General features: G+C 65.7%; 22 protein-coding genes. 10 read left to right on the forward strand and 12 right to left on the reverse strand.

Annotated elements, in window-relative coordinates; genetic code table 11:
- Nucleotides 1–10: 10 nt before the first annotated feature.
- Nucleotides 11–475, reverse strand: coding sequence for a transcriptional regulator NrdR (nrdR, locus tag BH95_RS06205; RefSeq protein WP_026347603.1), 465 nt, complete (start codon nt 473–475; stop codon nt 11–13).
- Nucleotides 476–602: 127 nt separating this feature from the next.
- Nucleotides 603–1,001 carry a hypothetical protein gene (locus BH95_RS06210; protein ID WP_037181378.1) on the reverse strand — a complete coding sequence of 133 codons (399 nt, stop codon included), beginning with the start codon at nt 999–1,001 and terminating at the stop codon, nt 603–605.
- Nucleotides 1,002–1,424: 423 nt separating this feature from the next.
- On the opposite strand from BH95_RS06210, the gene lexA reads away from it, so the two are divergent.
- A complete protein-coding gene (lexA, locus tag BH95_RS06215) occupies nt 1,425–2,123 on the forward strand; it encodes a transcriptional repressor LexA (RefSeq protein ID WP_019664089.1) in 699 nt (232 codons plus the stop codon).
- 129 nt (nt 2,124–2,252) lie between these two features.
- On the opposite strand, the gene BH95_RS06220 is transcribed toward lexA, so the two are convergent.
- The 3 genes from BH95_RS06220 to ptsP form a co-directional block, all read right to left on the reverse strand.
- Nucleotides 2,253–3,395: an acyl-CoA dehydrogenase family protein gene (locus tag BH95_RS06220; RefSeq protein WP_019664090.1), complete on the reverse strand. Its 1,143-nt coding sequence runs from the start codon at nt 3,393–3,395 to the stop codon at nt 2,253–2,255.
- A 101-nt stretch (nt 3,396–3,496) separates the two neighbouring features.
- On the reverse strand, nt 3,497–4,762 hold the full coding sequence (locus BH95_RS06225) for a uracil-xanthine permease family protein (protein WP_020110202.1): 1,266 nt from the start codon (nt 4,760–4,762) through the stop codon (nt 3,497–3,499).
- 23 nt (nt 4,763–4,785) lie between these two features.
- Nucleotides 4,786–6,495 carry a phosphoenolpyruvate--protein phosphotransferase gene (gene ptsP / locus BH95_RS06230; protein WP_020110203.1) on the reverse strand — a complete coding sequence of 570 codons (1,710 nt, stop codon included), beginning with the start codon at nt 6,493–6,495 and terminating at the stop codon, nt 4,786–4,788.
- A gap of 188 nt (nt 6,496–6,683) precedes the next feature.
- Between ptsP and BH95_RS06235 the strand changes: the two genes are divergently transcribed.
- The 4 genes from BH95_RS06235 to BH95_RS06250 are packed head-to-tail and all read left to right on the forward strand — an operon-like array spanning nt 6,684 to nt 10,841.
- Nucleotides 6,684–7,451, forward strand: a complete 768-nt coding sequence (locus tag BH95_RS06235) for a DeoR/GlpR family DNA-binding transcription regulator (protein WP_019664093.1) — start codon at nt 6,684–6,686, stop codon at nt 7,449–7,451.
- The gene (locus BH95_RS06240; RefSeq protein WP_019664094.1) at nt 7,448–8,464 is read left to right on the forward strand and encodes a 1-phosphofructokinase family hexose kinase; all 1,017 of its coding nucleotides are present in this window, start codon (nt 7,448–7,450) and stop codon (nt 8,462–8,464) included. Before BH95_RS06235 ends, BH95_RS06240 begins: the two co-directional genes overlap by 4 nt.
- 10 nt (nt 8,465–8,474) lie before the next feature.
- Nucleotides 8,475–10,529: a PTS fructose transporter subunit IIABC gene (locus BH95_RS06245; protein ID WP_037181381.1), complete on the forward strand. Its 2,055-nt coding sequence runs from the start codon at nt 8,475–8,477 to the stop codon at nt 10,527–10,529.
- Nucleotides 10,530–10,583: 54 nt separating this feature from the next.
- Nucleotides 10,584–10,841, forward strand: coding sequence for an HPr family phosphocarrier protein (locus tag BH95_RS06250; protein ID WP_019664096.1), 258 nt, complete (start codon nt 10,584–10,586; stop codon nt 10,839–10,841).
- 4 nt (nt 10,842–10,845) lie between these two features.
- Here BH95_RS06250 and BH95_RS06255 read toward each other — a convergent pair whose 3' ends face one another.
- The 5 genes from BH95_RS06255 to BH95_RS06275 form a co-directional block, all read right to left on the reverse strand.
- Nucleotides 10,846–11,871, reverse strand: a complete 1,026-nt coding sequence (locus BH95_RS06255) for a hypothetical protein (protein ID WP_037181383.1) — start codon at nt 11,869–11,871, stop codon at nt 10,846–10,848.
- Between the two features lie 7 nt (nt 11,872–11,878).
- A complete protein-coding gene (hflX, locus tag BH95_RS06260; RefSeq protein ID WP_026347606.1) occupies nt 11,879–13,327 on the reverse strand; it encodes a GTPase HflX in 1,449 nt (482 codons plus the stop codon).
- Nucleotides 13,328–13,546: 219 nt separating this feature from the next.
- Nucleotides 13,547–14,416: a diaminopimelate epimerase gene (gene dapF, locus BH95_RS06265; protein ID WP_037142443.1), complete on the reverse strand. Its 870-nt coding sequence runs from the start codon at nt 14,414–14,416 to the stop codon at nt 13,547–13,549.
- 10 nt (nt 14,417–14,426) lie between these two features.
- Nucleotides 14,427–15,353, reverse strand: coding sequence for a tRNA (adenosine(37)-N6)-dimethylallyltransferase MiaA (gene miaA / locus BH95_RS06270; RefSeq protein ID WP_037142908.1), 927 nt, complete (start codon nt 15,351–15,353; stop codon nt 14,427–14,429).
- Nucleotides 15,350–16,084 (reverse strand): hypothetical protein, encoded by a 735-nt coding sequence (locus BH95_RS06275; protein WP_230594238.1) that lies wholly within the window; start codon nt 16,082–16,084, stop codon nt 15,350–15,352. The genes miaA and BH95_RS06275 overlap by 4 nt, the downstream gene beginning before the upstream one ends.
- A gap of 209 nt (nt 16,085–16,293) precedes the next feature.
- Between BH95_RS06275 and BH95_RS06280 the strand changes: the two genes are divergently transcribed.
- Nucleotides 16,294–17,679, forward strand: a complete 1,386-nt coding sequence (locus BH95_RS06280; protein WP_019664102.1) for a DUF349 domain-containing protein — start codon at nt 16,294–16,296, stop codon at nt 17,677–17,679.
- Nucleotides 17,680–17,846: 167 nt separating this feature from the next.
- Here the strand turns inward: BH95_RS06280 and BH95_RS06285 are convergent, their stop codons facing one another.
- Nucleotides 17,847–18,455 (reverse strand): Rv2732c family membrane protein, encoded by a 609-nt coding sequence (locus BH95_RS06285; RefSeq protein ID WP_019664103.1) that lies wholly within the window; start codon nt 18,453–18,455, stop codon nt 17,847–17,849.
- On the reverse strand, nt 18,452–19,975 hold the full coding sequence (gene miaB / locus BH95_RS06290) for a tRNA (N6-isopentenyl adenosine(37)-C2)-methylthiotransferase MiaB (protein ID WP_080737985.1): 1,524 nt from the start codon (nt 19,973–19,975) through the stop codon (nt 18,452–18,454). The genes BH95_RS06285 and miaB overlap by 4 nt, the downstream gene beginning before the upstream one ends.
- 237 nt (nt 19,976–20,212) lie before the next feature.
- Between miaB and BH95_RS06295 the strand changes: the two genes are divergently transcribed.
- The 4 genes from BH95_RS06295 to BH95_RS06310 all read left to right on the forward strand — a co-directional run bounded on the left by BH95_RS06295 (nt 20,213) and on the right by BH95_RS06310 (nt 23,526).
- The gene (locus BH95_RS06295; RefSeq protein WP_208601159.1) at nt 20,213–20,941 is read left to right on the forward strand and encodes an amino acid ABC transporter ATP-binding protein; all 729 of its coding nucleotides are present in this window, start codon (nt 20,213–20,215) and stop codon (nt 20,939–20,941) included.
- Between the two features lie 116 nt (nt 20,942–21,057).
- Nucleotides 21,058–21,885, forward strand: a complete 828-nt coding sequence (locus tag BH95_RS06300) for a glutamate ABC transporter substrate-binding protein (RefSeq protein WP_037181392.1) — start codon at nt 21,058–21,060, stop codon at nt 21,883–21,885.
- A gap of 82 nt (nt 21,886–21,967) precedes the next feature.
- Nucleotides 21,968–22,645: an amino acid ABC transporter permease gene (locus tag BH95_RS06305; protein WP_037181909.1), complete on the forward strand. Its 678-nt coding sequence runs from the start codon at nt 21,968–21,970 to the stop codon at nt 22,643–22,645.
- Nucleotides 22,645–23,526 (forward strand): amino acid ABC transporter permease, encoded by an 882-nt coding sequence (locus BH95_RS06310; protein ID WP_037181394.1) that lies wholly within the window; start codon nt 22,645–22,647, stop codon nt 23,524–23,526. Before BH95_RS06305 ends, BH95_RS06310 begins: the two co-directional genes overlap by 1 nt.
- Nucleotides 23,527–23,559 lie beyond the last annotated feature (33 nt).

Genomic DNA, 23,559 nt, shown 5'->3' on the forward strand with positions numbered 1-23,559 from the left:
CCGGCGAGCGTCAGTCGACCGCCGCAGCCTGCCGGTGCGCACGAAGATCGAGGATTTCCTTTTCGAAATCCTCGGCTGAGCTGAACGAGCGGTACACCGACGCAAACCTCAGGTACGCGACCTCGTCGAGGTCACGCAGGGGGCCGAGAATGGCCAGACCGACCTCGTGGCTGGGGATCTCGGCCGATCCCGACGCTCGAACCGCGTCCTCGACCTGCTGCGACAGAAGATTCAACGCATCGTTGTCGACATCGCGGCCCTGGCATGCGCGTCGCACACCCTTGACTACCTTTTCCCGAGAGAAGGGCTCCGTCACCCCACTGCGCTTCACCACCGCCAGCACCGCCGTCTCCACCGTGGTGAACCGACGTCCACATTCCGGGCACGAACGACGACGACGAATAGCCTGGCCCTCGTCTGCTTCCCGCGAATCCACCACGCGCGAGTCGGGGTGCCTGCAGAACGGGCAATGCATGGTTGAGCCTCCGTCGTAGCCGTCACGCACCCCCGAACGGCACACAGGAGGCGCAGGCTTCGAGGATACTCGGAGCGGAACCGAACCGGCTCCGTCCCCTGACAGACGAGGCAGACACAACACAGCGCTACGGACCTACTGTGCTGCTGACGACCGTGCCGTTCGAGACCGTGTCGCCCGATACCGTGTCGCTCTGGACCTGGACCGTGGCAACAGAGGGCGCAGAAACCGATTCGAGCGACGATGCGCGCAGGTTCGCCATTCCGACGAGCGCCAACAGCACCAGTGCGGTCCCCACCACTCCCGCCACCGCGCCGAGCACGGTGATGCGCTGGCTACGATGCGCCTGGTCCGCGCACCCCTCGGCCCGCCGGTCGTGCTGGCCGCCGCGCACCGCGGACGCGCCGACATGACGCCGACGTTGCATCGCCGCACGACGCTGCGACGCAGTCTGACGGCTACGGACAGCACGGCGAGTCTGCTGGTGCTGCTCCGTACGGACGGGCCGCTCGGTGGTGATGTTCATCGGAACCTCCGGTGTCGAACGAGACGTGGATTCGAACGCTATTCGATCAGGCGTTCGATGAACGCTTGTTCGAAAGTTCTATCACGCACCTCCGACAAAGTCAGTAGAAAACGCGACACGGATCGAACAGATGTTTGATCCATCAGCGATTACGGGCTAAGTTCGTGTCAGAAACCACACGTCACATCCATCCCACGCGTTCTGGTCTTCGAGCACGTTCGAGTTCCGGCACACGCACGCATCACGCAGGAGGACGCACGAATGAAAGACGAGACCTCTACTGGGTCGAATGGCACGGGGTCGAATGGCACGGGGTCGAATGGCACGGGGTCGAACGGTAAGACTGCTGGGAAGCCCGCGGCGCCGAAAACCGCGGGGACGAAAAGTGCGGCCGGCAAGGCTGCGGCGGGCAAGCCTGCTGCCGTGCCGACGGCGAAGGCGTTCGAGGGCGAGGGAACGGATATCAACGCCGGACTCACCGAGCGTCAGCGCAAGGTGCTCGAGGTGATCCGGGCGTCGGTCACCGAGCGGGGATATCCACCGAGCATCCGCGAGATCGGCGATGCCGTCGGGCTCACGTCCACATCGTCCGTGGCACACCAGCTGCGCACGCTCGAGCGCAAGGGCTTCCTCCGCCGAGACGCCAATCGTCCTCGGGCCGTCGATGTGCGGGGGCTCGACGAGGTGCAAGCGGATCACGCGGCTGCAGTCGCCGACGGTTCTGCTCCGTCCGAGGACCAGCTGCCCACGCCGACTTTCGTGCCCGTTCTCGGACGAATCGCCGCGGGTGGACCCATCCTCGCCGAGGAAGCCGTCGAAGACGTGTTCCCGCTCCCCCGCGAACTGGTGGGCCAGGGGTCCCTGTTCCTGCTGAAAGTCGTCGGCGAATCCATGATCGATGCCGCGATCTGCGACGGAGACTGGGTTGTCGTGCGTCAGCAGAGCGTCGCGGACAACGGCGACATCGTCGCGGCCATGATCGAGGGCGAAGCAACCGTCAAGACGTTCAAACGAACCAAGGGTGATGTCTGGTTGATGCCGCACAACCCCTTGTTCGAGCCCATCCCCGGCAACGACGCAGCGATCCTGGGCAAGGTCGTCACCGTGATGCGCAAGCTCTGAACAGCGCTCGTTCCACCACCCGGTACCGACATGGAGCGAACGTGACGTTCGGTCACTTGATGTGACCGAACGTCACGTTCGCTCCGTTCAGGGGGGGTGCGGCGGCGCGCTCTCGGGGTTACGACGGGGTCAGAGGTCCAGTCCTCGGCCGATGATCTCCTTCATGATTTCCGTGGTGCCACCGTAGATGGTCTGCACACGAGAATCCATGTAGGCCTTGGCGATCGGGTATTCCTTCATGTACCCGTAGCCGCCGTGCAGCTGTAGGCATCTGTCGATCAGCTTGACCTGGTTCTCGGTTGTCCACCATTTCGCCATGGCGGCTTCCTGCACGGTGAGCGTGCCTGCGTTGAGGAGTTCGATGAACTTGTCGACCATGATGCGTGTCGCGGTCGTTTCCGTGGCCAGTTCGGCAAGCACGAAGCGGGTGTTCTGGAATTTGCCGATGGACTTGCCGAACGCTTTGCGGTCCCGGCAGTACTGGATGGTCATGTCCAGCGCGGATTCCATGGCTGCGGCTGCGACGACGGCAATCGACAGGCGCTCCTGCGGCAGGTTCTGCATCAGGTAGATGAAGCCCATGCCTTCTTCGCCGAGGAGGTTGGCTGCGGGGACTCGAACGTCGGTGAAGCTGAGCTCGGCGGTGTCCTGGGCTTTCATGCCGATCTTGTCGAGGTTGCGTCCGCGTTCGAAGCCTGGCATGTCGCGTTCGACGACCAGCAGGCTGAAGCCCTGCGCACCCTTCTCCGGGTCGGTACACGCGACGACGATGACGAGGTCGGCGTTGATGCCGTTGGTGATGAAGGTCTTGGATCCGTTCAGGACCCACTCGTCCCCGTCGCGAACTGCGCGGGTCTTGATTCCCTGCAGATCACTGCCGGTACCGGGCTCGGTCATGGCGATCGCGGTGATGAGTTCGCCTGAGCAGAATCCGGGGAGCCAGCGCTGTTTTTGCTCGTCGTTGGTGAGCTCGATCAAGTAGGGCGCGACGACGTCGTTGTGCAGGGTGAACCCGATTCCGCTGTATCCGCCGCGGGTGGTTTCCTCGGTGACGATGGCGTTGTACCGGAAGTCCTTGACCCCGCCGCCGCCGAACTCCTCGGGCGCTGCCGTTCCCAGGAAGCCTTGCTTGCCAGCTTCCACCCAGACGTCACGGTCGACGATGTTCTGCTCTTCCCAGCGCGCATGGTTGGGGGCGACGTGCTGGTCCAGGAACTTGCGGTACGACTCGCGGAAGAGGTCGTGCTCGGGTTCGAACAGGGTGCGGTCCACGGGTTACTCCTTCGAGGGTGACACTTGTCGTGCGTTCCCTCGACACTACGACCGCGCCCGACCTCGGTCGATGACCGAGCCGCGCAGGATCGGTGACCGAACTAGCGGGTAGCGAGCCGGCTGAGTGCGCGCAGAGCCGGATAGCCGACGAGGATGCCCACCGAGCCCCATGCGATGCCGCCGAGGTCGACCGATCCAATGGTCAAGGTCAAATCGCCGATTCCCGCGACCAGTGCGGCCGCGACGACGGTGAGGTTGACCGGGTCGGTGAAGTCGACCTTGTTGTCGGACCAGATCCGGACTCCCAGTAGGCCGATGAGTCCGTAGAGGACGAGCGTGGCGCCGCCGATGACGCCGTCGGGAACCGTGAACACGAGTGCGCCGAACTTCGGGGAGAACGCGAGCACGATTGCCGTGACGGCTGCGACCCAGTATGCGGCTGTGGAGTACACGCGGGTGGCGGCCATGACCCCGATGTTCTCGGCGTAGGTGGTCGTTCCAGAACCTCCCGCGGCGCCCGCGAGCGTCGTGGCCAGCCCGTCGGCGATGAGTGCGTCTCCTGCGAGGTCGTCGAGCGACTTCCCCGTCATCGCGGACACTGCTTTGACGTGGCCTACGTTCTCGGCGACGAGAACGATGACCACGGGCAGGGCGATCAGAACGACGGACAGCTCGAACGTGGGTCCACGGAACTCGGGCATTCCGATCCACGAGGCGGCCTTCATGGCGTCGAGTTTCGCTGCGTCGATCTGTCCGACCACCGCCGCGAACACCCAGCCGATGACGACTCCGACGAGAATGCCCAGGCGGCCGAGGAGTCCTGGACCGGCCACGGTCACCACGAGAATGGCGATCAGGGTGACTGCCGCGACAAGTGGTTGCGCCTCGAAGGACGATGTCGCCGCGGGGGCGAGGTTCAGGCCGATGAGCACCACCACGGCACCCGTCACGACGGGCGGCATGACTGCTTCGATCACTCGCCCGCCGGCGAATTTCACGACGAATCCGACTGCGGCCAAAACGATTCCGACGGACATGACGGCGCCGAGCTGAGCTGCCGGACCATCCGCCTGCGCTGCGCTGAGCGGTGCGATGAACGCGAACGACGAACCGAGGTAGCTGGGGATCCGGCCCCGCGTGATGATCAGGAACAAGGCGGTGCCGATTCCGGAGAACAACAGCGTCGTCGTGACCGGGAACCCGGTCACCGTCGGCACCAGCAGTGTCGCGCCGAACATCGCGATCACGTGCTGCATGCCGATACCCACCGTGCGAGGCCATGACAGCCGCTCGTCGGGCGCCACGACTGCTCCCGCGGAGGGCGTCTTTCCGTCGCCGTGCAGGGTCCATCCGAAGTTTCGACTCACAAGCAGTGAATCCTAGAGGGCATTCACGCCAGAAGCGCGGTGACCGCCGCACGAGCCGCGGCCGAGCTGTCCGTTTTCAGGGCGGCGTCGGCAGCGGCACGGCACTGGTCGAGCGTGACGGAGGACAATTTCGCCCCGACGTGCGCCACGGCGGCGGACGCCGCGGACAGCGAGGTGACCCCCAGACCCACCAACACACACGCCAGCAGTGGGTCTGCCGCGGCCTCACCGCACACCCCGACGGGCTTGCCCGCTGCGGCACCCGCCTTCGCCGTGTGGGCGACGAGCGCGATGACCGCCGGCTGCCACGGATCGGTGAGGTCGGCCAGCTGCGGCGACATCCGGTCCGCAGCCATCGTGTACTGCGCGAGGTCGTTGGTACCGATCGACAGGAAGTCGACGTGTTCGAGAATGTGCTCGGCCATCAACGCCGCGGCGGGAATCTCGATCATCACACCGGGCTTCAACCCGCGTGCCCGCACGTCGTCGGCGAACGCTGCCGCTTCGGCCGCGGTCGCGATCATCGGGGCCATGACCCACGGCGTCGACCCCGTCGCTGTCGCGGCGGCGGCGATTCCGTCGAGCTGGCGAAGCAGAATTCCCCTGTCCTGCGCGGCGATTCGAATACCGCGGATTCCGAGGGCAGGGTTGGCCTCGTCGGCGTGGTTCGCGAACCGCAACGGCTTGTCCGAGCCCGCATCGAGGGTTCTGACGACCACCTTGTGGCCGGCGAAGGCGTCGAGCACCTCACCGTAGATCTCCGCCTGCTCCTCGGCCGTCGGCTCCACGTCGCGGTCGAGGAAGCAGAGTTCGGTGCGGAACAGTCCGATGCCTTCGGCCGCGGTCCGGCGAGCCGCGCGGGCACCGGCACCGTCCTGGACGTTGGCGAGGATGTCCACGAGGTGTCCGTCCGATGTCGAACCCGGCCCGGCCCACCGCGACACACGATCCAGTTCTGCCCGCGCGTCGGCGACGGCCTGTGTCGCCAGCGCCGCGTCCGGGTCGAGCACGATCCTGCCGGCTATGCCGTCGACCACCACGGGCGTGCCCTCGGCCACGTCGTCGAGACCGGACACGGCTACGACACACGGGATTCCGAGCTGGCGGGCGATGATCGCGGTATGACTGGTCGGTCCGCCGAGTGACGTCGCGAGCCCGACGACGAAGTCGGGGTCGAGCCCGGCGGTGTCGGCCGGCGCCAAGTCGTCGGCGAGAAGGATGGACGGAACCGTCGGGGCCGGCACGCCCGGTTCCGGCGATCCGAGTATCTGCGCGACGACCCGATCACGGACGTCACGCAGGTCGGTGACGCGCTCGGCCATCAGGCCGCCGAGCTTGGTGAACATCGATACGAATTGTTCGGTCGCGGCATTGGTCGCCGACGTCGCGGACGATCCCGCAGCGATGTGCTTCTCGGCAGCTTTCAGCCAGCCGCGGTCCTGAGCCATGGCCGCGTTGGCCGAGAGCACCTCCGATGCCGCTCCGGTGGCCAACTCTGCCCGGCCCCGAAGCCGACCGGCCACCACGGACGTCGCCTCACGGAACTTCTCGAGTTCGGGCCCGCGCGCCTGCTCGTCCAGCACCGTGTCGTCGACGGGCACGTCCGGCCGGCCGCCGGGCCTGATCACCGGGCCGTAGCCGACTCCGGGTACGACGGGCGTGCCGGTCAGAACCGCCGAACCGGCCAGTGCTGCTCCGGTCTCCCGGTTCTCGGCGAGGTGCGATCCCGTCATGTGTCCTCCTTGAACGAAAAGTGCGCGCGGCGAAGTGGGCGTGTGTCCGTATCCGCTGTGATCGACTTGTTGTGACTCAGATTACTCTTTGCTCTTGACATGTCAACAGATACGGGCGTAAAACAACATAAACCAACACGTAATCGGATCAGAGCCCAGCCCGTACGCACGACGGAGAGGAGGAACGGATGTACGCAGAGGAACGTCAACAATCGATTGCAGAGCTGATCACCAGTCGTGGACGTGTCTCGGTGGCCGATCTGTCCACCTCGTTCGGGGTCACCACGGAGACCGTTCGCCGGGACCTGGCGATGCTGGATCGCCTCGGTGTCGTTCGGCGCGTTCACGGCGGTGCGGTGCCCGCGTCGGCTCTGACGGTCACCGAACCCGGCGTCGGTGAACGTGAATACACGCGAGCCGAACAGAAGGATGCGATCGCTGCCGCCGCGGTCGAGTACCTCCCGGGTTCGGGAGGCAGCGTCGTACTGGACGCCGGAACCACAACGGGCCGATTGGCCGCGTTGATCGGCCCCGACCGTGAGCTCACCCTGGTCACCAACTCCGTTCCGATCGCAGCGAGAGTTGCACCCCTGTCCGGAATCAGCCTTCGTATGCTGGGGGGCCGAGTTCGAGGTGCGACACAGGCGGCCGTCGGCGAGGAAGCACTGACATCGCTGGAGTGGCTGCGGGTGGACGTGGCGTTCATCGGAACGAACGCACTCAGTCTCGGGCACGGCCTGTCGACCCCGGACAGCGACGAGGCCGCCGTGAAACGTGCGATGGTGCGCTCTGCCAATCATGTGGTCGTCCTTGCAGATTCGTCCAAGATCGGCCGCGAGCATCTGGTCAGCTTCGCCCGGCTCGAGAACATCGACGTCGTGGTGACGGACGCCCAGATCGAGGTATCCGATCGTAAGAGTTTGACCGACAACGGAATCGAGGTGGTGATCGCATGATCGTCACACTGACCGCCAACCCCAGTATCGACCGCACGGTGGTGTTGGATACCGAGCTCGCGCGCGGTGGCGTACATCGAGCGCGCGCGTCGGTGAGCGATCCGGGAGGCAAAGGCGTCAACGTGGCCAGGGTGCTCACCGCTTCCGGCGTGCAGGCCATGGCGGTGCTTCCCGCATCCGAGCACGACCCGTTGCTCGAGGCTCTGTCCGCCCGGGGCGTCCGCTATTGCGCCGTCCCGACGGGCGCGCTCGCTCGGACCAACATCACCGTCAGCGAGCCCGGTGGCGTCACGACCAAGATCAACGAGCCGGGCGCCGAGTTGTCCGAGGCCGCCAGGACAGAACTGTTCGAGACGGTCGTCGACCTGGGACGAGATGCAACCTGGGTGGCACTGTCGGGATCGCTTCCCCCGGGCATACCTGTCGGCTGGTACGGGGAACTCGTAGCAGCACTGAAGTCCACGACGGCGTGCAAGGTTGCCGTGGACACCTCGGATGCACCGCTTCTCGCGCTCGCTGCGTCGTTCCCCCATTCCGCGCCGGACCTGATCAAGCCCAACTCCGAGGAGCTCTCGCAGCTCACCGGAGCGGATGCCGAGAACCTCGAGCGTGCGGCAGCCGCGGGGGATCCGACCGCGGCGATCGACGCGAGTCGAATCCTGTTGGAGCGCGGCGTCGGTGCGGTGCTCGCCACCTTGGGCAGCGCGGGAGCGGTCCTGGTGACCCAGGAGGGCGCGTGGTTCGCCTCGCCCCCCAAGATCGACGCGATCAGCACCGTCGGCGCGGGAGATTCTTCCCTCGCCGGCTACATCCTCGCCGATATAGAGCGATGCCCACCCGCCGACCTGATCCGTCGAGCAGTGGCGTACGGCACCGCGGCGACGGCTCTACCCGGCACCACCCTTCCCACCCCCGAACAGACTCGTCCCGACTCGGTGACCGTCCAAGCAGTGCAGTCACCGAACTCACTCGACCCACAGCCCTCCCCCAGCTCGAAGACCCTCACCTCGTAGGAGCGACGTCATGTCCACACCAACCAACGATCCCGCGATCATCGCGGAGGACCTCATAGTCCTCGACGCGGACCTCGGTGAATCGAAAGACACTGTCATCGCACGGCTTTCGAACGTGCTCGCCGACGCCGGGCGCGCCACCGACGCCGAACCGCTGCGTGACGCCGCTCTGGCCCGCGAAGCGCAGTCGGCGACGGGCCTGCCGGGCGGCATCGCCATCCCCCACTGTCGCGCCGAGGCCGTGACGACGGCGTCGCTCGGATTCGCCCGTCTGAACCCGAAGGTCGATTTCGGTGCGCCCGACGGCCCGGCCGATCTGGTCTTCCTCATCGCGGCGCCGGCCGGTGCGGGTTCGGCGCACATGAAGCTGCTCTCCAGCCTGGCCAGGGCGCTGGTCAAGCCGGAGTTCGTGACGTCTCTGCGCGAGGCTCCGACGGCCGCGGACGTCGTCGCTCTCGTCGACGGTGTCATCAACCCCGCGCCCAAGGCCGCCGCTGCCCCTGCTGCCGGGGCCACGGTGAGTACTGCCAAGCACTCCGCTCCCGAGGTTCCCGACGCCGCCGCCGCGGATACGCCCAAGCACATCGTCGCTGTCACGGCGTGCCCGACGGGTATCGCCCACACGTACATGGCCGCGGATTCGCTTGTCGCTGCCGGTGATCGTGCCGGTGTGACGGTGCACGTGGAAACTCAGGGCTCGAGTGGAAGCACGCCGCTCGACCCGGCGCTGATCGCGAGCGCGGAAGCGGTCATCTTCGCCACGGATGTCGGGGTCAAGGGTAAGGAGCGCTTTGCCGGCAAGCCGGTGATCTCGTCCGGAGTCAAACGCGCCATCAACGAGCCCGACGTGATGGTCACGGAAGCGCTGCGCGCATCGAACGATCCGAACGCGGCCCGTGTCTCCGGCACGGCAGCCGATCCGGGCACCGCATCCTCCGGCGCAGGCGAACTCGGATGGGGCACACGCATTCGGCAGATCCTGCTGACCGGTGTCAGTTACATGATTCCGTTCGTTGCGGCGGGCGGTCTGCTCATCGCACTCGGCTTCCTGCTCGGTGGGTACACCATCTCCGAGAGCGCCGAGGACATCGTCGTCAACAACTCGCTCACCGCGTTGCCCGACGGTGGTCTGAAGATCTACCTCGGAGCTGTTCTCTTCCAGATCGGCGCGCTGTCCTTCAGCTTCCTGGTTCCCGCATTGGCCGGTTACATCTCGTACGCGATTGCCGACAGGCCCGGTCTTGCACCAGGGTTCACGGCTGGCGCCGTGGCCGTCCTGGTGGGCGCAGGCTTCATCGGTGGCCTCGTCGGTGGTCTGATCGCCGGTTTCGTCGCGCTGTGGATCAGCAGGTGGAAAATCCCGGCTCTGCTTCGTGGCTTGATGCCGGTCGTCATCATTCCGCTGTTCGCGACGCTGATCGTCGGCGGCATCATGTTCCTCGTGCTCGGCAAGCCGCTCGCCGCCATCACCAGCGGACTGACCAACTGGCTCAACGGCCTGTCGGGTAGCTCCATCATCATCCTCGGCATCATCCTCGGACTGATGATGTGCTTCGACCTCGGTGGCCCGGTCAACAAGGCCGCGTACGCATTCGCCACTGCAGGCCTGTCGGTCACCGACACCGCATCGCTGCGCATCATGGCTGCCGTGATGGCCGCCGGCATGGTGCCGCCGCTCGCTCTGGCTCTCGCGTCGGCCGTACGCCCGAAGATCTTCACCGAAGCCGAACGCGAGAACGGCAAGGCCGCCTGGTTCCTCGGTGCAGCGTTCATCTCCGAAGGTGCGATTCCGTTCGCGGCCGCCGACCCACTTCGCGTGATTCCGTCGATGATGGCGGGCGGCGCAGTGACCGGTGCGCTCATCATGGCGATGGACGTCACGCTCAGCGCTCCGCACGGCGGCATCTTCGTGTTCTTCGCCGTCGGTGGGATCCTGTGGTTCCTGCTCGCCCTCGCAGTCGGCACGATCGTCGCCGCCGTGCTCGTGATTGCGGCCAAGCAGTTCGCCAAGGGCAAGAACGCCCCCTCTGAAGCAACCATCGACCCCGACCTCGTCACCGCTTGATCGTCACCCCCCTGATCATCACCGCCTGACCACCCAACGAAGAAGGAGCACTTCATGCCCAGCACCACAGTCACCGTCGGATCCGCAATCGGTCTGCACGCGCGACCCGCAGCGATCATCGCCGAGGCCGTTGCCGACGCAGGCGTCGACGTCACTCTCGCCGTGGACGGCGAGGAACCGGTGGACGCCGGATCCGCGCTGATGATCATGACCCTCGGTGCAGCCAAGGGCACCGAGGTGACCGTCGAGAGCGAGGACCAGGCGGCTCTGGACAAGGTTGCGGCGCTCGTCGCGTCCGACCTCGACGCCTGACCCGTCAACGCCGTCGGGCTGCCCCGACGGTGTAGAAGATCGACACGATCGCCAGGACACCGGCGACGGCGAGCGCACCCAGCGGCCATCGGCCACCAGGCTGCTGAGGAGCTTCCGTCGCCGGTGTCGGCGTGTCGACGAGACTTGTTGCGCTGCTCAGCACCTCGATGGGGGGAACCGGCCCACCCGCGGCTTCGGAGGCGATCAACAGGTTGCCGTTCGAATCGAATGTGAGTGCCTCACCCTGGGGCTGGGCAGGAAGAGCTATGACTTCCGGCTCACCGGACAGAGCTCGAACGACATCGCCGTCGGGCACCGCGAACAGGTAGGCGTCGGTATAGGTGCGCACGGCAGCGACAGTCCCGTCCGCACTCACCGCTCCCCCGGTCGCGAGAATCGACCCGATGATGAACGGCGGACCCCCGGCCGTGTCGGTCCGCTCGAACGTCGATTCTCCGGCCTTCGTGAGAGCGGTGGGCCCCGGTGACGCCAGCTCGGCCACGGATTCGCCACCCGCGGGGACGTAGATTCCGCTCACCCCGGTCGGCTCCTTCGTGACGACGACCGGACGACCACCGGGCTCGATCAGCAGGGCCTCCGCGTCGTGCGGCCCGTCCGGGTAGGTCAACCGGTGTAGCTCGCCTTGCCCGGTGACGGGATCCATCCGAGTCAACGCGACGGTGTCACGCCTGCTCTGATTGTCGCCTGTATCGGACAACCACAGGTCGCCGTCGTACGACGCCATGTCCTCCACGTCGTACGGGTCGACCGGAACGTCGAGCCACCGTGTCACGGCGCAACCGTCGTCCAGGACGGCCACCCGGTGATCGGTCCCACTGTCGCCGATCGCGTAGAGCACACCGTCGACGAACGCCATCCCCGACAGCTCCTCGAGTGCCTGGTCGGTCGGAGTGCAGTAGGTGTCCGACGGTTCCTGCCGCACCTCCGGCCGAGCCTGGGCGGTCGGTGCGCCGGCACCGACGGTCAGCGCCGCCACTGCGACGGCTACCGCGAGGACACCCGGACGCACGCCGATGTCAGACAGCAGCCGGTTCGTACGCGAACTCGGCCAGGACGGAGGCCAGTGCCGTCGGCACTCGCGCCTCGACCCGAGTGCCGTCGCTCTCGTGCGACGACTTGGAGATCCGTCCCTCGGTGTGAATGCGTGCGACGAGATCACCCCGCGTGTAGGGAACGAGGACGTCGATCTCGGCTTCGGGCCACGCCAGAATCTCACCGAGGTGATCACGCAGTTCGTCGATTCCCTCGCCGGTACGAGCCGACACGAACCGTGCTCCGGGCAGAAGCCCGCGAAGCTGGGTCAGCTGGACCGGATCTGCGGCATCGATCTTGTTCACGACGATCAGCTCCGGCGGCATCGTCGAGTCTCGTTCCTTGACGACGTCGACGATGACTTCCCGCACGGCTTTGATCTGGTCCGTGGGCAGCGGATCCGACCCGTCGACGACGTGCAGAAGCAGATCGGCGTCGGTGACTTCTTCCAGTGTCGAACGGAATGCTTCGACCAGCTGCGTCGGGAGATGCCTGACGAAGCCCACCGTGTCGGTGAGGACGATGGCTCGCCCGTCTTCCAACGTGGACTTTCGCGATGTCGGATCCAGGGTGGCGAACAGTGCGTTCTGAACCAGGACACCCGAGCCCGTCAGCGAGTTGAGCAGCGACGACTTGCCGGCATTGGTGTATCCGACGATCGCGATGTTGGGGGTGGTGCTCTTCAGCCTGCTCTCGCGTTTGGTGTCGCGGGCTTGTTTCATGCCCTTGATCTCCCTGCGGAGCTTCGCCATGCGCTCGCGAATCCGTCGGCGATCGGTTTCGATCTTGGTCTCACCGGGTCCGCGAAGGCCGACACCGCCGTTGCTGCCTGCGCGGCCGCCGGCCTGACGAGACATCGATTCACCCCAACCGCGCAGACGCGGAAGCATGTATTCCATCTGCGCGAACGCGACCTGCGCCTTGCCTTCACGCGATGTCGCGTGCTGGGCGAAGATGTCCAGGATCAGTGCGGTCCGGTCGATGACCTTGACCTTCACCACTTTCTCGAGCGCGTTGAGCTGCGCGGGTGTGAGCTCACCGTCGCAGATCACGGTGTCGGCACCGGTGGACAGCACGACATCCCTCAGTTCGTGGGCTTTGCCCGAGCCGATGTAGGTGGCGGTGTCCGGCTTGTCACGCCGCTGAACCAAGGCGTCCAGCACTTCGGATCCCGCTGTTTCCGCGAGTGCGGCGAGCTCGGCCATGCTGCTCTCCACCTGCGCTGCGGTTCCGGTCGTCCACACCCCGACCAGGACGACGCGTTCGAGCCGAAGCTGGCGGTACTCGACCTCGGTGACGTCCGCGAGTTCCGTGGACAACCCGGCGACGCGCCGGAGAGCGGTGCGCTCCTCGAGCTGCATGTCGCCCGTCGACGGTCTGCTGTCGGAGCTGCCGTCACCCTGATCCGACGTGGGAAGCGGGGAGCGCGCGATCCGCTTGGACCACGCTTCGCTCTCTTCGCGCGTCCAGGCCGACCCGTTCTGTGCATCGGCGTGGTCGTGATTCTGTGTGTCCGTTATTTCCGTCAATCCTTAGGTCCGGGAATCGAACGATTCCGGTTGTCACAACAACTTCTCTGTCCAACGTCATCCATGATCCACGAAATCCCCAGCGTGTGCACGCGAGTTTCCCGCCCGTGCCGAATCAACGGCTCATGCGATGCGCCGCCACCAGTCGTCGTCGACGTCGCCGCTCGCCAGCAGTACGGACGGGCCCCGAAGCGTCGCGCCGGAATCGTCGATCGACACGGTGACCTCGCCGCCGGGCACACCGACCACGACCTGGCCGGAGTCGAGCCCTTCGTAAGACAGCGCCGCGGCCGCGGCTGCGACCGTGCCGGTCCCGCACGATCGAGTCTCCCCCACACCACGTTCGAACACGCGCATGTCCACCCGGCCGAACTGCAGTCGGGTGAGAATCTCGACGTTCGCGCCTGCGGTGAAGAAATCACCGTCCAGTTCGGGTGCCGACGAGAAGTCCATCCCGCCGAGCGCGGTGACGTCCAGGTCGGGGTCCACGCACGCGAGGTGCGGGTTGCCGACGTCGATACCGATGCCCTCGAAGCGGCGGCCCCCCAGTACGGCAGCACTCGACCCCATCAGATGCACGTCGCCCATCTCGACGGTGACGTCGGCGGTGGTGTCGTCGAAGCGATGGACCGTGACCGGCCTGGCTCCCGCTCGTGAACCGACGACGAATCGATCCTCGGTCTCGAGCCCGGTGGCCCGCAGGTAGTGGGCGAACACCCGCACCCCGTTACCGCACATCTCGGCGATGCTGCCGTCACCGTTGCGGTAGTCCATGAACCAGTCCTCGGCGGACACACCCGCGGGCAGCCGGTCCAGCACTCCTGCGTCACGCAACTGCCCGGCCCGTGCAACGCGCAGTACCCCGTCGGCACCGAGACCGCGACGACGGTCGCACAGAGCAGCGACCCGGGGCCGGAGTAGCTCGATCTGGACATCCGGGTCCTGCAGCACGACGAAGTCGTTCTGCGTTCCGTGACCTTTCGCGAAGTGCATGCCGGGAAGTCTATCCGCGCGACAGAGCCTCGAGCGCGGACGCCAGCAGGGACGGGTTCGCGCCGTCGAGCCAGTGGACCCGTGGGTCGCGCCGGAACCACGAGCGCTGTCGACGTACGTATCGGCGGGTGCCGATGAACGTCCGTTCACGTGCGTGGTCGAGGTCGCTCGTGCCGTCGAGAAACGCCAGGACCTGCGCGTAACCGATCGCGCGCGAGGCGGTGACACCGTCCTTCAACCCGACGTCGATCAGCGCGCGCACCTCGTCGACGAGGCCCGCGGAGAACATCAGATCGGTACGACGCGCGATTCGCTCGTCCAGTTCGGTGGTCTCCCGGTCGACGCCGAGCACGCGCGTTCCCCACCGGGGCTCGCCGATGGTCGGTGCCGAGGCCGCGAACGGTGCTCCGGTGATCTCGACGACCTCGAGTGCCCGCACCATGCGTCGACCGTCCGTGGCGAGGATCGACGCCGCGGCCTCCGGATCCTTCAGCGCGAGCTCACGGTGGACCACCTCGGTACCTCCGTCGGCCAACACCTTCTCCCATTTGGCGCGAACATCGGGATCGGTTGCGGGAAAGGACCACTCGTCGAGCAGAGATTGCACGTACATCATCGACCCACCCACGATGACGGGAACGTTGCCGCGCGCGATGATGTCCTCGACGTCACGTACCGCCGCGCTCTGGTAGTTCGCCACCGTCGCGGTCTCGGTCACGTCGAGGACGTCCAACCGGTGATGCGGAATCCCGCGACGATCGTCCGGCGCCAGCTTGGCCGTGCCGATGTCCATGCCGCGGTACTGCTGCATCGCGTCGATGTTGACGACCTCGCCGCCGAGCGTTTCCGCAAGATCGAGACCCAGATCGGACTTGCCCGTTGCCGTCGGCCCGATCACCGCGATCGGACGCAGGCGTTCGGTGTGTTCGCCTGTCATCGCGGGAGGGTCCACGTGCCGACGAAGTAACCGACCCCGTACGGAGCGCCCCGGTAGAGCGTGCGCACGTCGACGACGTCGTCCCCGACGACACCGGCTGCAGTCTGCCAGGCAGCCAATCCGCCGACCCCGACCTCGCCGCAGAGCACGGGGTCGAGCCGCGTCAATGCTCCTGCATCGGCTGCGGCGAGAGCGTCGTCGATGTCACGCTGCACGGACTCGGCTCGATCGTCGAAGGAACCAGGAGCCTTGGGAGTCAGCGTGGTCGCACCGTCGGCGACGACCAACAACCCCCAATCGGTTCCCCGCCCGTCGAACTCGGCCCTCAGGTTCGCCCCGAGTCGTCGGTGATCGTCCACGACACCGCGATCCGCGACCAACTCCACATCGACCGTGATCTCGCGCGACACCTCCCCCGCCGACGCCTGCCCACGGAGCCATCCCGCGATCAGCGCGGGCAACGGCATGTCGGGATCGGACGCAGAGTCACCGTCGGACAGATCGACGCGCACATCGACGCCGTACCCCGTGAACGACCCTGCGGCGGGGTGCGTGATCCGACGAGCGACGTCGGCCACACCGATCGCCACCCAGGTATCGGCGACCGAGGCCAGGTACGAGGCAGCGTCGCAGGCAGCCGCACGGACGTCGATCGAGTCGGCAGCTCCGCTTCCCGTCAATTCGGGCACCAGGAGGGGCGGGGACGGCACCAAGGCCACGGCACGTAACACGGGACCCAACGCTAGTCGGTGACGCGGTGCCCGGACGACGCGGCAGCGACCGCATGCGAAGACACTCGGCGTCGTAATCGCCGGACGAGCACACCAACCTCGCTCGCACCTGTTTGAATGGTTCGATCGGTCGATACCGACCGATGGTGGTGAAGCACTCGATACAGCGCGATACAGGCAGCCGTGACGCGCGGCAGAGATGAGGAACGATGACCGACACCGACGGCCACACCAGCGGGGAGAACACTCCAGGCGCTCCCAAGCCCGGCGGCCCCAAGCCCGGCGGCCCGAAACCCGGTGGCCCCAAGCCAGGTGGCGGCCCCAAGCCTCATCCGGTGGCGACACACGTCGCGACCGTGACGCCCGCACTCGCGGCGCCGAGCGACCCGAGCAAATTCGGACGGGTCGACGACGACGGCACCGCGTGGGTCAAGACCGCTGACGGCGAACGACAGATCGGGTCGTGGCAGGCCGGTGACGCGGCCGAGGGTCTCGCACATTTCGGTCGCCGGTACGACGATCTGTCCACCGAGATCGCCCTGCTCGAGGCCAGGCTCACCGCCGGATCCGGGGACGCGAAGAAGACCAAGGCCGCCGCGGAAGCACTGGCCGAGACGCTGCCGACCGCCGCGGTCATCGGCGACCTCGACGCGCTCGCCGAGCGACTGCAACTCGTCGTCGAACACTCCGAGACTGCCGCCGCCGTTGCCCGCCACGAGAAGGAAGCCGAGCGCGCCGCACACACGGCACGCAAAGAAGAACTCGCCGCCGAAGCGGAACAGATCGGCACCGAATCCACCCAGTGGAAGCATGCAGGCGATCGCCTACGCGAGATCCTCGACGAGTGGAAAACGATCCGCGGAGTCGACCGCAAGGTCGACGATGCCCTGTGGAAGCGCTACTCCAAGGCTCGCGAGAACTTCAACCGTCGCCGCGGCGCACACTTCGCGGATCTCGACCGTGAGCGCGGCGCCGCGAAGACACGCAAGGAGGAGTTGGTAGCGCAGGCAGAGGCACTGTCGTCGTCCACCGACTGGGGACCCACCGCGGCAGCGTTCCGAGACCTGCTGACCGAATGGAAAGCCGCCGGACGTGCACCTCGCGACGCCGACGACGCACTGTGGAAGAACTTCAAAGCTGCACAGGACGTGTTCTTCGCCGCACGCAACGCGGCAGCGTCCGAACGTGACGCCGAGTTCGAGGCGAACGCAGTCGCCAAGGAGGAGCTCCTCCAGAAGTACGCCGGCATCGACCCCGCCGCCGACCTCGACGCAGCCCGCGCATCACTCCGCGATCTGCAGGAGAAATGGGACGCACTGGGCAAAGTGCCCAGGGACAAGATGCAAGAACTCGAAGGCAAGCTGCGCGCCATCGAGAAATCGGTTCGCGACGCCGTCGACGCGCAGTGGCGTCGGACCGACCCCGAAGCCCTCGCCCGCGCCGCCCAGTTCCGCGAACGCGTCGAACAGTTCGAGGAGCAGGCCGCCAAAGCATCCGCCGCGGGCAAGGACAAGGACGCCAAGCGCGCCCTCGAACAGGCTCAGCAGTGGCGCGAATGGGCCGACGCCGCCGAAGGCGCAGTCGGCGAACTTTAGCCGTCTCCCGACAGCACGCACCCCTTACCGGAGCGCACCCCCTCCCGGAGCGCCCCCCTCCCGGAGCGAATGTGCCGTTCGGTCACTTGGAGTGACCGAACGGTTCATTCGGTCTCGAAAAGGAGGGCGTCCCGCGAAAGAGGGGTCGGAAGGGACGGGGTCGGGCGTCAGCGTTCGTAGTCGGTCGGACGCCCGAGGATGGGGCCGTCCCAGCGGTTGTTCTCCTCCGCTTCGACCGATGCGGCGCGGCGGCGTTCCTGGGCGTCGAGCTGGGCGGTGGTTTTGTTCCAGACAGCCTTGAGCCAATGGAACGTCAGGGCGACGACGAGTATCCATCCGAGGACGAGGCCGATTCCGGGGCCGCTGCCGACGGAGTCGGCGGGCAGGGTCTGACGAGACCAGATGGACAGCATGCCGAAGACCGATGCCACTCCGGATCCGGCCAGTGCGATCCAGGCGAGGGCCCAGATTCGGGTGACGAGTGCGAGGACTGACATGACCACGGCGAACACGAGCACGAGCCAGACGTAGATCCGCGAGGGCAGTGCGATGGCGTCGGCGACGGCGGCGTCGTTTCCGGACAGTACGTCGAATCCGTTGACGGCGCCGGTGTGGGGCAGGGCCAGCGACAGCAGCAGAAGCATCACCAGCGAGGCGACGACGACGGCGCGCACACCTGGGTCGATCTCCGAGTCGATCTGCTTTTCGGCTCGGTCGTAGTCCGGGGCCCGGTAGTCGTCGGTTGCGTGCTCGGGGTTCTTGTCGGCGTCGGTCATAGTGCGCATCCTGTCGTGGCGGGCAGCGGGGCGGGGGCGCCGATGGACGGCAACCCCAGTCCGACGCCGATGGGTGCCGTCTTGGGCACGGTTCCTCGTTCGTAGGCATCGCCCGCGGCGGTCCGGCGGTGCGATGCGACGCCTGCGTCGGCGATGAGGTGATAGGGCGCGGCAGCGGTGATGGTGGTCGTCACCACGTCGCCCGGGCGGATTGCGGCGAGCTGTTCGGGTTCGCCGCTGAAGTGCACCAACCGTCCGTCCCGTGCCCGGCCGCTCTTGCGGTGGGTGGCTGCGTTCTTGCGGCCTTCACCGGTCGCGACCAGGATCTCCACGTCGGTGCCGATCAGCGCACGGTTCTCGCCGAGGACAATCTCCTCCTGCAGTGCGATCAGGCGGTTGTATCGCTCCTGCACCACTTCCTTGGGAATCTGACCGTCCATGTCCGCGGCCGGTGTGCCCGGCCTCTTGGAGTACTGGAAGGTGTAGGCGTTGGCGAACCTCGCCCGACGCATGACCTCGAGTGTCTGTTCGAAGTCCTCTTCGGTCTCGCCCGGAAATCCGACGATGATGTCGGTGGTGATCGCGGCGTGAGGCATCGCTGCACGCACCTTGTCGATGATTCCGAGGAACTTGCTCTGGCGGTAGGACCGTCGCATCGACTTGAGGATCCGGTCGGATCCGGACTGCAGCGGCATGTGCAGTGTGGGGCAGATATTCGATGTCGACGCCATCGCCTCGATGACGTCGTCCGTGAACTCGGCCGGATGAGGTGATGTGAACCGGACACGCTCCAGCCCGTCGATGGCTCCGCAGGCTTTCAGCAGAGCGGCGAACGCTCCGCGATCACGGGGCAGTGCCGGATCGGCGAACGACGCGCCGTACGCGTTGACGTTCTGACCGAGCAGTGTGACTTCGAGGACGCCCTGGTCGACGAGAGCCTGGACTTCGGCGAGGATGTCCCCCGGCCGTCGATCGATTTCCTTGCCACGCAGCGCGGGCACGATGCAGAAAGTGCAGGTGTTGTTGCAGCCCACGGAGATCGAGACCCATCCCGCGTACGGGGATTCACGCTTCGCCGGAAGGGTCGACGGGAACGCCTCGAGCGATTCCAGGATCTCGACCTGGGCTTCGTCGTTGTGTCGTGCGCGTTCGAGGAGGACGGGGAGGGATCCGATGTTGTGGGTGCCGAACACCACGTCCACCCAGGGAGCCTTCTTGACGACGGTGTCGCGGTCCTTCTGAGCGAGGCATCCGCCGACGGCGATCTGCATCCGAGGGTTGCGCCCCTTGGCGGGCCGAAGCATTCCCAGGTTGCCGTAGAGCTTGTTGTCCGCGTTCTCGCGAACTGCGCACGTGTTGAAGACCACCAGGTCTGCGTCGGTCCCCGAGTCGGCCGGCACGTAGCCCGCCTCTTCGAGGAGTCCGGCGAGTCGCTCCGAGTCGTGCACGTTCATCTGGCAACCGTGCGTTCGTACCTCGTAGCTCCGAGCCTCGGACCGTGTAGCTTCTTCGTTCAACATCGACACACACCAGACTAACAGCGCCGTACCTCGTGCTCTGCGACGCCGGCGCGCATCGGGCCATGTCACACGTCACTCGGCACCTGGGGCGATACCGACCATCAGTAAAGTTTCCATTACATAATCCGAATCAGCGGGTGAAAACCGGTGAAGACGAGCAAACTACGAATAGGGTTCTGCTCTATGACGCACGCCACCGACGCGCCGGCTTCCGGTGCTCTTGCCGATCGACCCCCCATGATCTCTCTGAAATCGGTAGACAAGCATTTCGGTGATCTGCACGTTCTCAAGAACATCGATCTCGAGGTTCCTGCCGGACAGGTCGTCATCGTTCTCGGACCGTCCGGTTCCGGAAAGTCGACCCTGTGCCGAACGATCAACCGCCTCGAGCCCATCGACTCGGGAACCATCGAGGTCGACGGGTCCGTACTCCCGGCCGAGGGGAAGGCCCTCGCCGCCCTGCGCGCCGACGTGGGAATGGTGTTCCAGTCCTTCAATCTGTTCGCACACAAGACGATTCTCGAGAACGTCATGCTTGCCCCGCAGAAGGTCCGCAGGCTCAAGAAGGACGAGGTACGCAAGTCCGCTCAGGCACTTCTCGAGCGTGTCGGAATCGCCAATCAGGCCGACAAGTATCCCGCTCAACTCTCGGGCGGACAGCAGCAGCGTGTGGCCATCGCACGGTCGCTCGCAATGAACCCCAAGGTGATGCTGTTCGACGAGCCGACCTCCGCGCTCGACCCCGAGATGGTCAACGAGGTTCTCGACGTGATGACGTCCCTGGCCAAGGAAGGCATGACGATGCTCGTCGTCACGCACGAGATGGGCTTCGCCCGCAAAGCAGGTGACCGCGTCATCTTCATGGCCGACGGCGCCGTCGTCGAGGACACCGATCCCGAGACGTTCTTCACCGCCCCCGAATCCGAACGTGCCAAGGACTTCCTCGGCAAAATCCTCGGCCACTGACTCCGCTCGAAACACTGACTCCGTTAGAAACACCGACTCCGCTCGAAAACATCTTGACTCGAAACGCTCTCTCTGCTGGAACATTTCGCAGTACCAACCTCTGGAGGAACACAGTCGTGAAAATCAATCGCACACTCCGCGTCGCAGCAGGAATCGCAGCGCTCGCTGTCGTGGCCACCGCATGTGGCGGCAACGAAGAGCGCAGTGTGTCGTCGAGCGCGGAGGACGGCAACCTCATCGTCGGCATCAAGTACGACCAGCCGGGTCTCGGCCTGCGCAACCCCGACGGCACTTTCAGCGGCTTCGACGTCGAGGTCGCCAAGTACGTTGCCGGTCAGCTAGGTGTGTCCGAGGAGAACATCGAGTTCAAGGAAGCCCCGTCTGCTCAGCGCGAGACGCTGATCCAGAACGGCGAGGTCGACTACGTCGTCGCCACGTATTCGATCACCGATACTCGCAAGGAGAAGGTCGGTTTCGCCGGACCGTACTTCGTTGCAGGACAGTCACTGCTCGTCACGGACGCCAACACCGACATCACCGGTCCGGCATCGCTCGAGGGCAAGCGTCTGTGCTCGGTGTCCGGATCCACCCCCGCACAGAACATCGCCGACGAGTACCCCGGCGTTCAGCTGCAGAACTACGACACCTACTCCGCGTGCGTCGAGGGTCTGCGCAACGGTGCGATCGATGCCGTCACCACCGACGACATCATCCTCGCCGGTTACGCCGCCCAGTACCCGGGTGAGTTGAAGGTCGTCGGCGAGCCGTTCACGACGGAGAACTACGGCATCGGCCTGGCCAAGGACGACACCGAAGGCCGTAATCAGATCAACGACGCCATCGAAGAGATGATCTCGAGCGGCGCATGGGAGCAGGCGTTCAACGACACCGTCGGTGCGTCGGGGTACACGCTTCCGGCCGCGCCCACCATCGACCGCTACTGACGCACCACCCGCCTGCGGGTGCACCCGATCGTTCGGGTGCACCCGCAGGTGAGTCCGCTCCAGCCGATTGGACACCCCTGCCTTGAACCTATTGAGCAAGTACGGCGATGAACTCGTCGACGCGTTCATCATGACGATCAAACTGACGGTTCTGTCCGCGATCGGCGCCCTGATCCTCGGCACGATCATCGCCGCGATGCGCGTGTCACCGATCCCCATTGCGCGCGCCATCGCGACCGGTTACATCACCATCTTCCGCAACACCCCACTGACGCTGATCATCCTGTTCACATCCTTCGGGCTGTACCAGACGATGGGTGTCGCGTTCGCTCCGGCCGACTCTCCGACCGGCTTGGCCGACAACAACTTTCGACTCGCCGTGCTCGGACTCAGTGTCTACACGGCGTCGTTCGTCGCGGAATCGCTCCGATCCGGTATCAACACCGTCCCGGTCGGGCAAGCCGAAGCCGGCCGTTCACTGGGTATGACGTTCACCCAGAACATCACGATCATCGTGCTACCCCAGGCATTTCGCGCGGTGATCGGCCCGCTGGGCAGCGTGTTGATCGCGTTGACCAAGAACACCACCATCGCGTCGGTCATCGGAGTCGCAGAGGCGTCGTTCCTGATGAAAGAGATGATCGAGAACGAGGCCGCCATCTTCGTCGTCGGTGGAATCTTCGCCCTCGGATTTGTCATCCTGACACTTCCTGTCGGACTGCTGTTCGGCTACCTCAGCAAGCGATTGGCGGTGAAGTGATGAGTGACGCCGTAGCCGTTCTCTACGATGTTCCCGGCCCCAAGGCCAAGCTCCGGTACCGAATCCTCTCCGGTGTCGTCCTGCTGGTGTCGCTCGGCATCGCCTACCTGATCTATCGGGCACTCGATTCCAAGGGTCAGCTCACCGCGGACAAGTGGAACCCGTTCCTCGAAACCACCACGTGGACGACCTACCTGCTGCCCGGTATCCAAGGGACGCTCGTGGCCGCAGCGCTGTCGATCGTGTTCGCACTGATCCTCGGCGGCGTACTCGGAATCGGGCGACTCTCCGATCACCGCTCGGTGCGCATCGTCAGCGGCGTCATCGTCGAGCTGTTCCGCGCCGTGCCCGTGCTGATCCTGATGATCTTCCTGTACGCGGTCTATGCCGACTACGAGGTGTTCAAGGTCAAGTACCTTGCGTTGGCAGCAGTGGTCACGGGCCTGACCCTGTACAACGGATCCGTCATCGCGGAAATCGTTCGTGCAGGTGTCAACTCGCTACCGAAGGGTCAAACCGAAGCTGCGTACGCCCTCGGCATGCGCAAGGGCCAGGTCATGAGTCTCATCCTGCTGCCGCAGGCCGTCACCGCGATGCTGCCCGCGATCATCTCCCAGATGGTCGTGGCGTTGAAGGACTCGGCTCTCGGCTACATCATCGGGTACGTCGAGGTCGTCCGTGCCGGCCAGCAGGTCGGTGCGTTCTACGGCAACTACCTCCCGTCGCTGATCATCGTCGCGATCATCATGATCGTCATCAACTCGTTGCTGACGAAGCTCGCGACCGTGGTCGAGGGTCGGATGCGACAGAAGAAGCGTAAGACCGGCGGTACCGTCGTACCGGCGGCCAACTTCGGCGGAGGACCCGCAGGCGCCGCCTGACCTCGCGTCGATCGGATACAAGACGAGGGCCCC

Source organism: Rhodococcoides fascians A44A (genome assembly GCF_000760735.1).
GTDB classification, from domain to species: domain Bacteria; phylum Actinomycetota; class Actinomycetes; order Mycobacteriales; family Mycobacteriaceae; genus Rhodococcoides; species Rhodococcoides fascians_E.

Bases quoted from the DNA above. Each gene is read 5' to 3' on its own strand.
- nrdR (WP_026347603.1), bottom strand. From the start codon at position 475: ATGCATTGCCCGTTCTGCAGGCACCCCGACTCGCGCGTGGTGGATTCG.
- BH95_RS06210 (WP_037181378.1), bottom strand. From the start codon at position 1,001: ATGAACATCACCACCGAGCGGCCCGTCCGTACGGAGCAGCACCAGCAG.
- ptsP (WP_020110203.1), bottom strand. From the start codon at position 6,495: ATGACGGGATCGCACCTCGCCGAGAACCGGGAGACCGGAGCAGCACTG.
- BH95_RS06235 (WP_019664093.1), top strand. From the start codon at position 6,684: ATGTACGCAGAGGAACGTCAACAATCGATTGCAGAGCTGATCACCAGT.
- BH95_RS06240 (WP_019664094.1), top strand. From the start codon at position 7,448: ATGATCGTCACACTGACCGCCAACCCCAGTATCGACCGCACGGTGGTG.
- BH95_RS06245 (WP_037181381.1), top strand. From the start codon at position 8,475: ATGTCCACACCAACCAACGATCCCGCGATCATCGCGGAGGACCTCATA.
- BH95_RS06250 (WP_019664096.1), top strand. From the start codon at position 10,584: ATGCCCAGCACCACAGTCACCGTCGGATCCGCAATCGGTCTGCACGCG.
- dapF (WP_037142443.1), bottom strand. From the start codon at position 14,416: ATGCACTTCGCGAAAGGTCACGGAACGCAGAACGACTTCGTCGTGCTG.
- miaA (WP_037142908.1), bottom strand. From the start codon at position 15,353: ATGACAGGCGAACACACCGAACGCCTGCGTCCGATCGCGGTGATCGGG.
- BH95_RS06280 (WP_019664102.1), top strand. From the start codon at position 16,294: ATGACCGACACCGACGGCCACACCAGCGGGGAGAACACTCCAGGCGCT.
- BH95_RS06285 (WP_019664103.1), bottom strand. From the start codon at position 18,455: ATGACCGACGCCGACAAGAACCCCGAGCACGCAACCGACGACTACCGG.
- miaB (WP_080737985.1), bottom strand. From the start codon at position 19,975: ATGTTGAACGAAGAAGCTACACGGTCCGAGGCTCGGAGCTACGAGGTA.
- BH95_RS06295 (WP_208601159.1), top strand. From the start codon at position 20,213: ATGATCTCTCTGAAATCGGTAGACAAGCATTTCGGTGATCTGCACGTT.
- BH95_RS06310 (WP_037181394.1), top strand. From the start codon at position 22,645: ATGAGTGACGCCGTAGCCGTTCTCTACGATGTTCCCGGCCCCAAGGCC.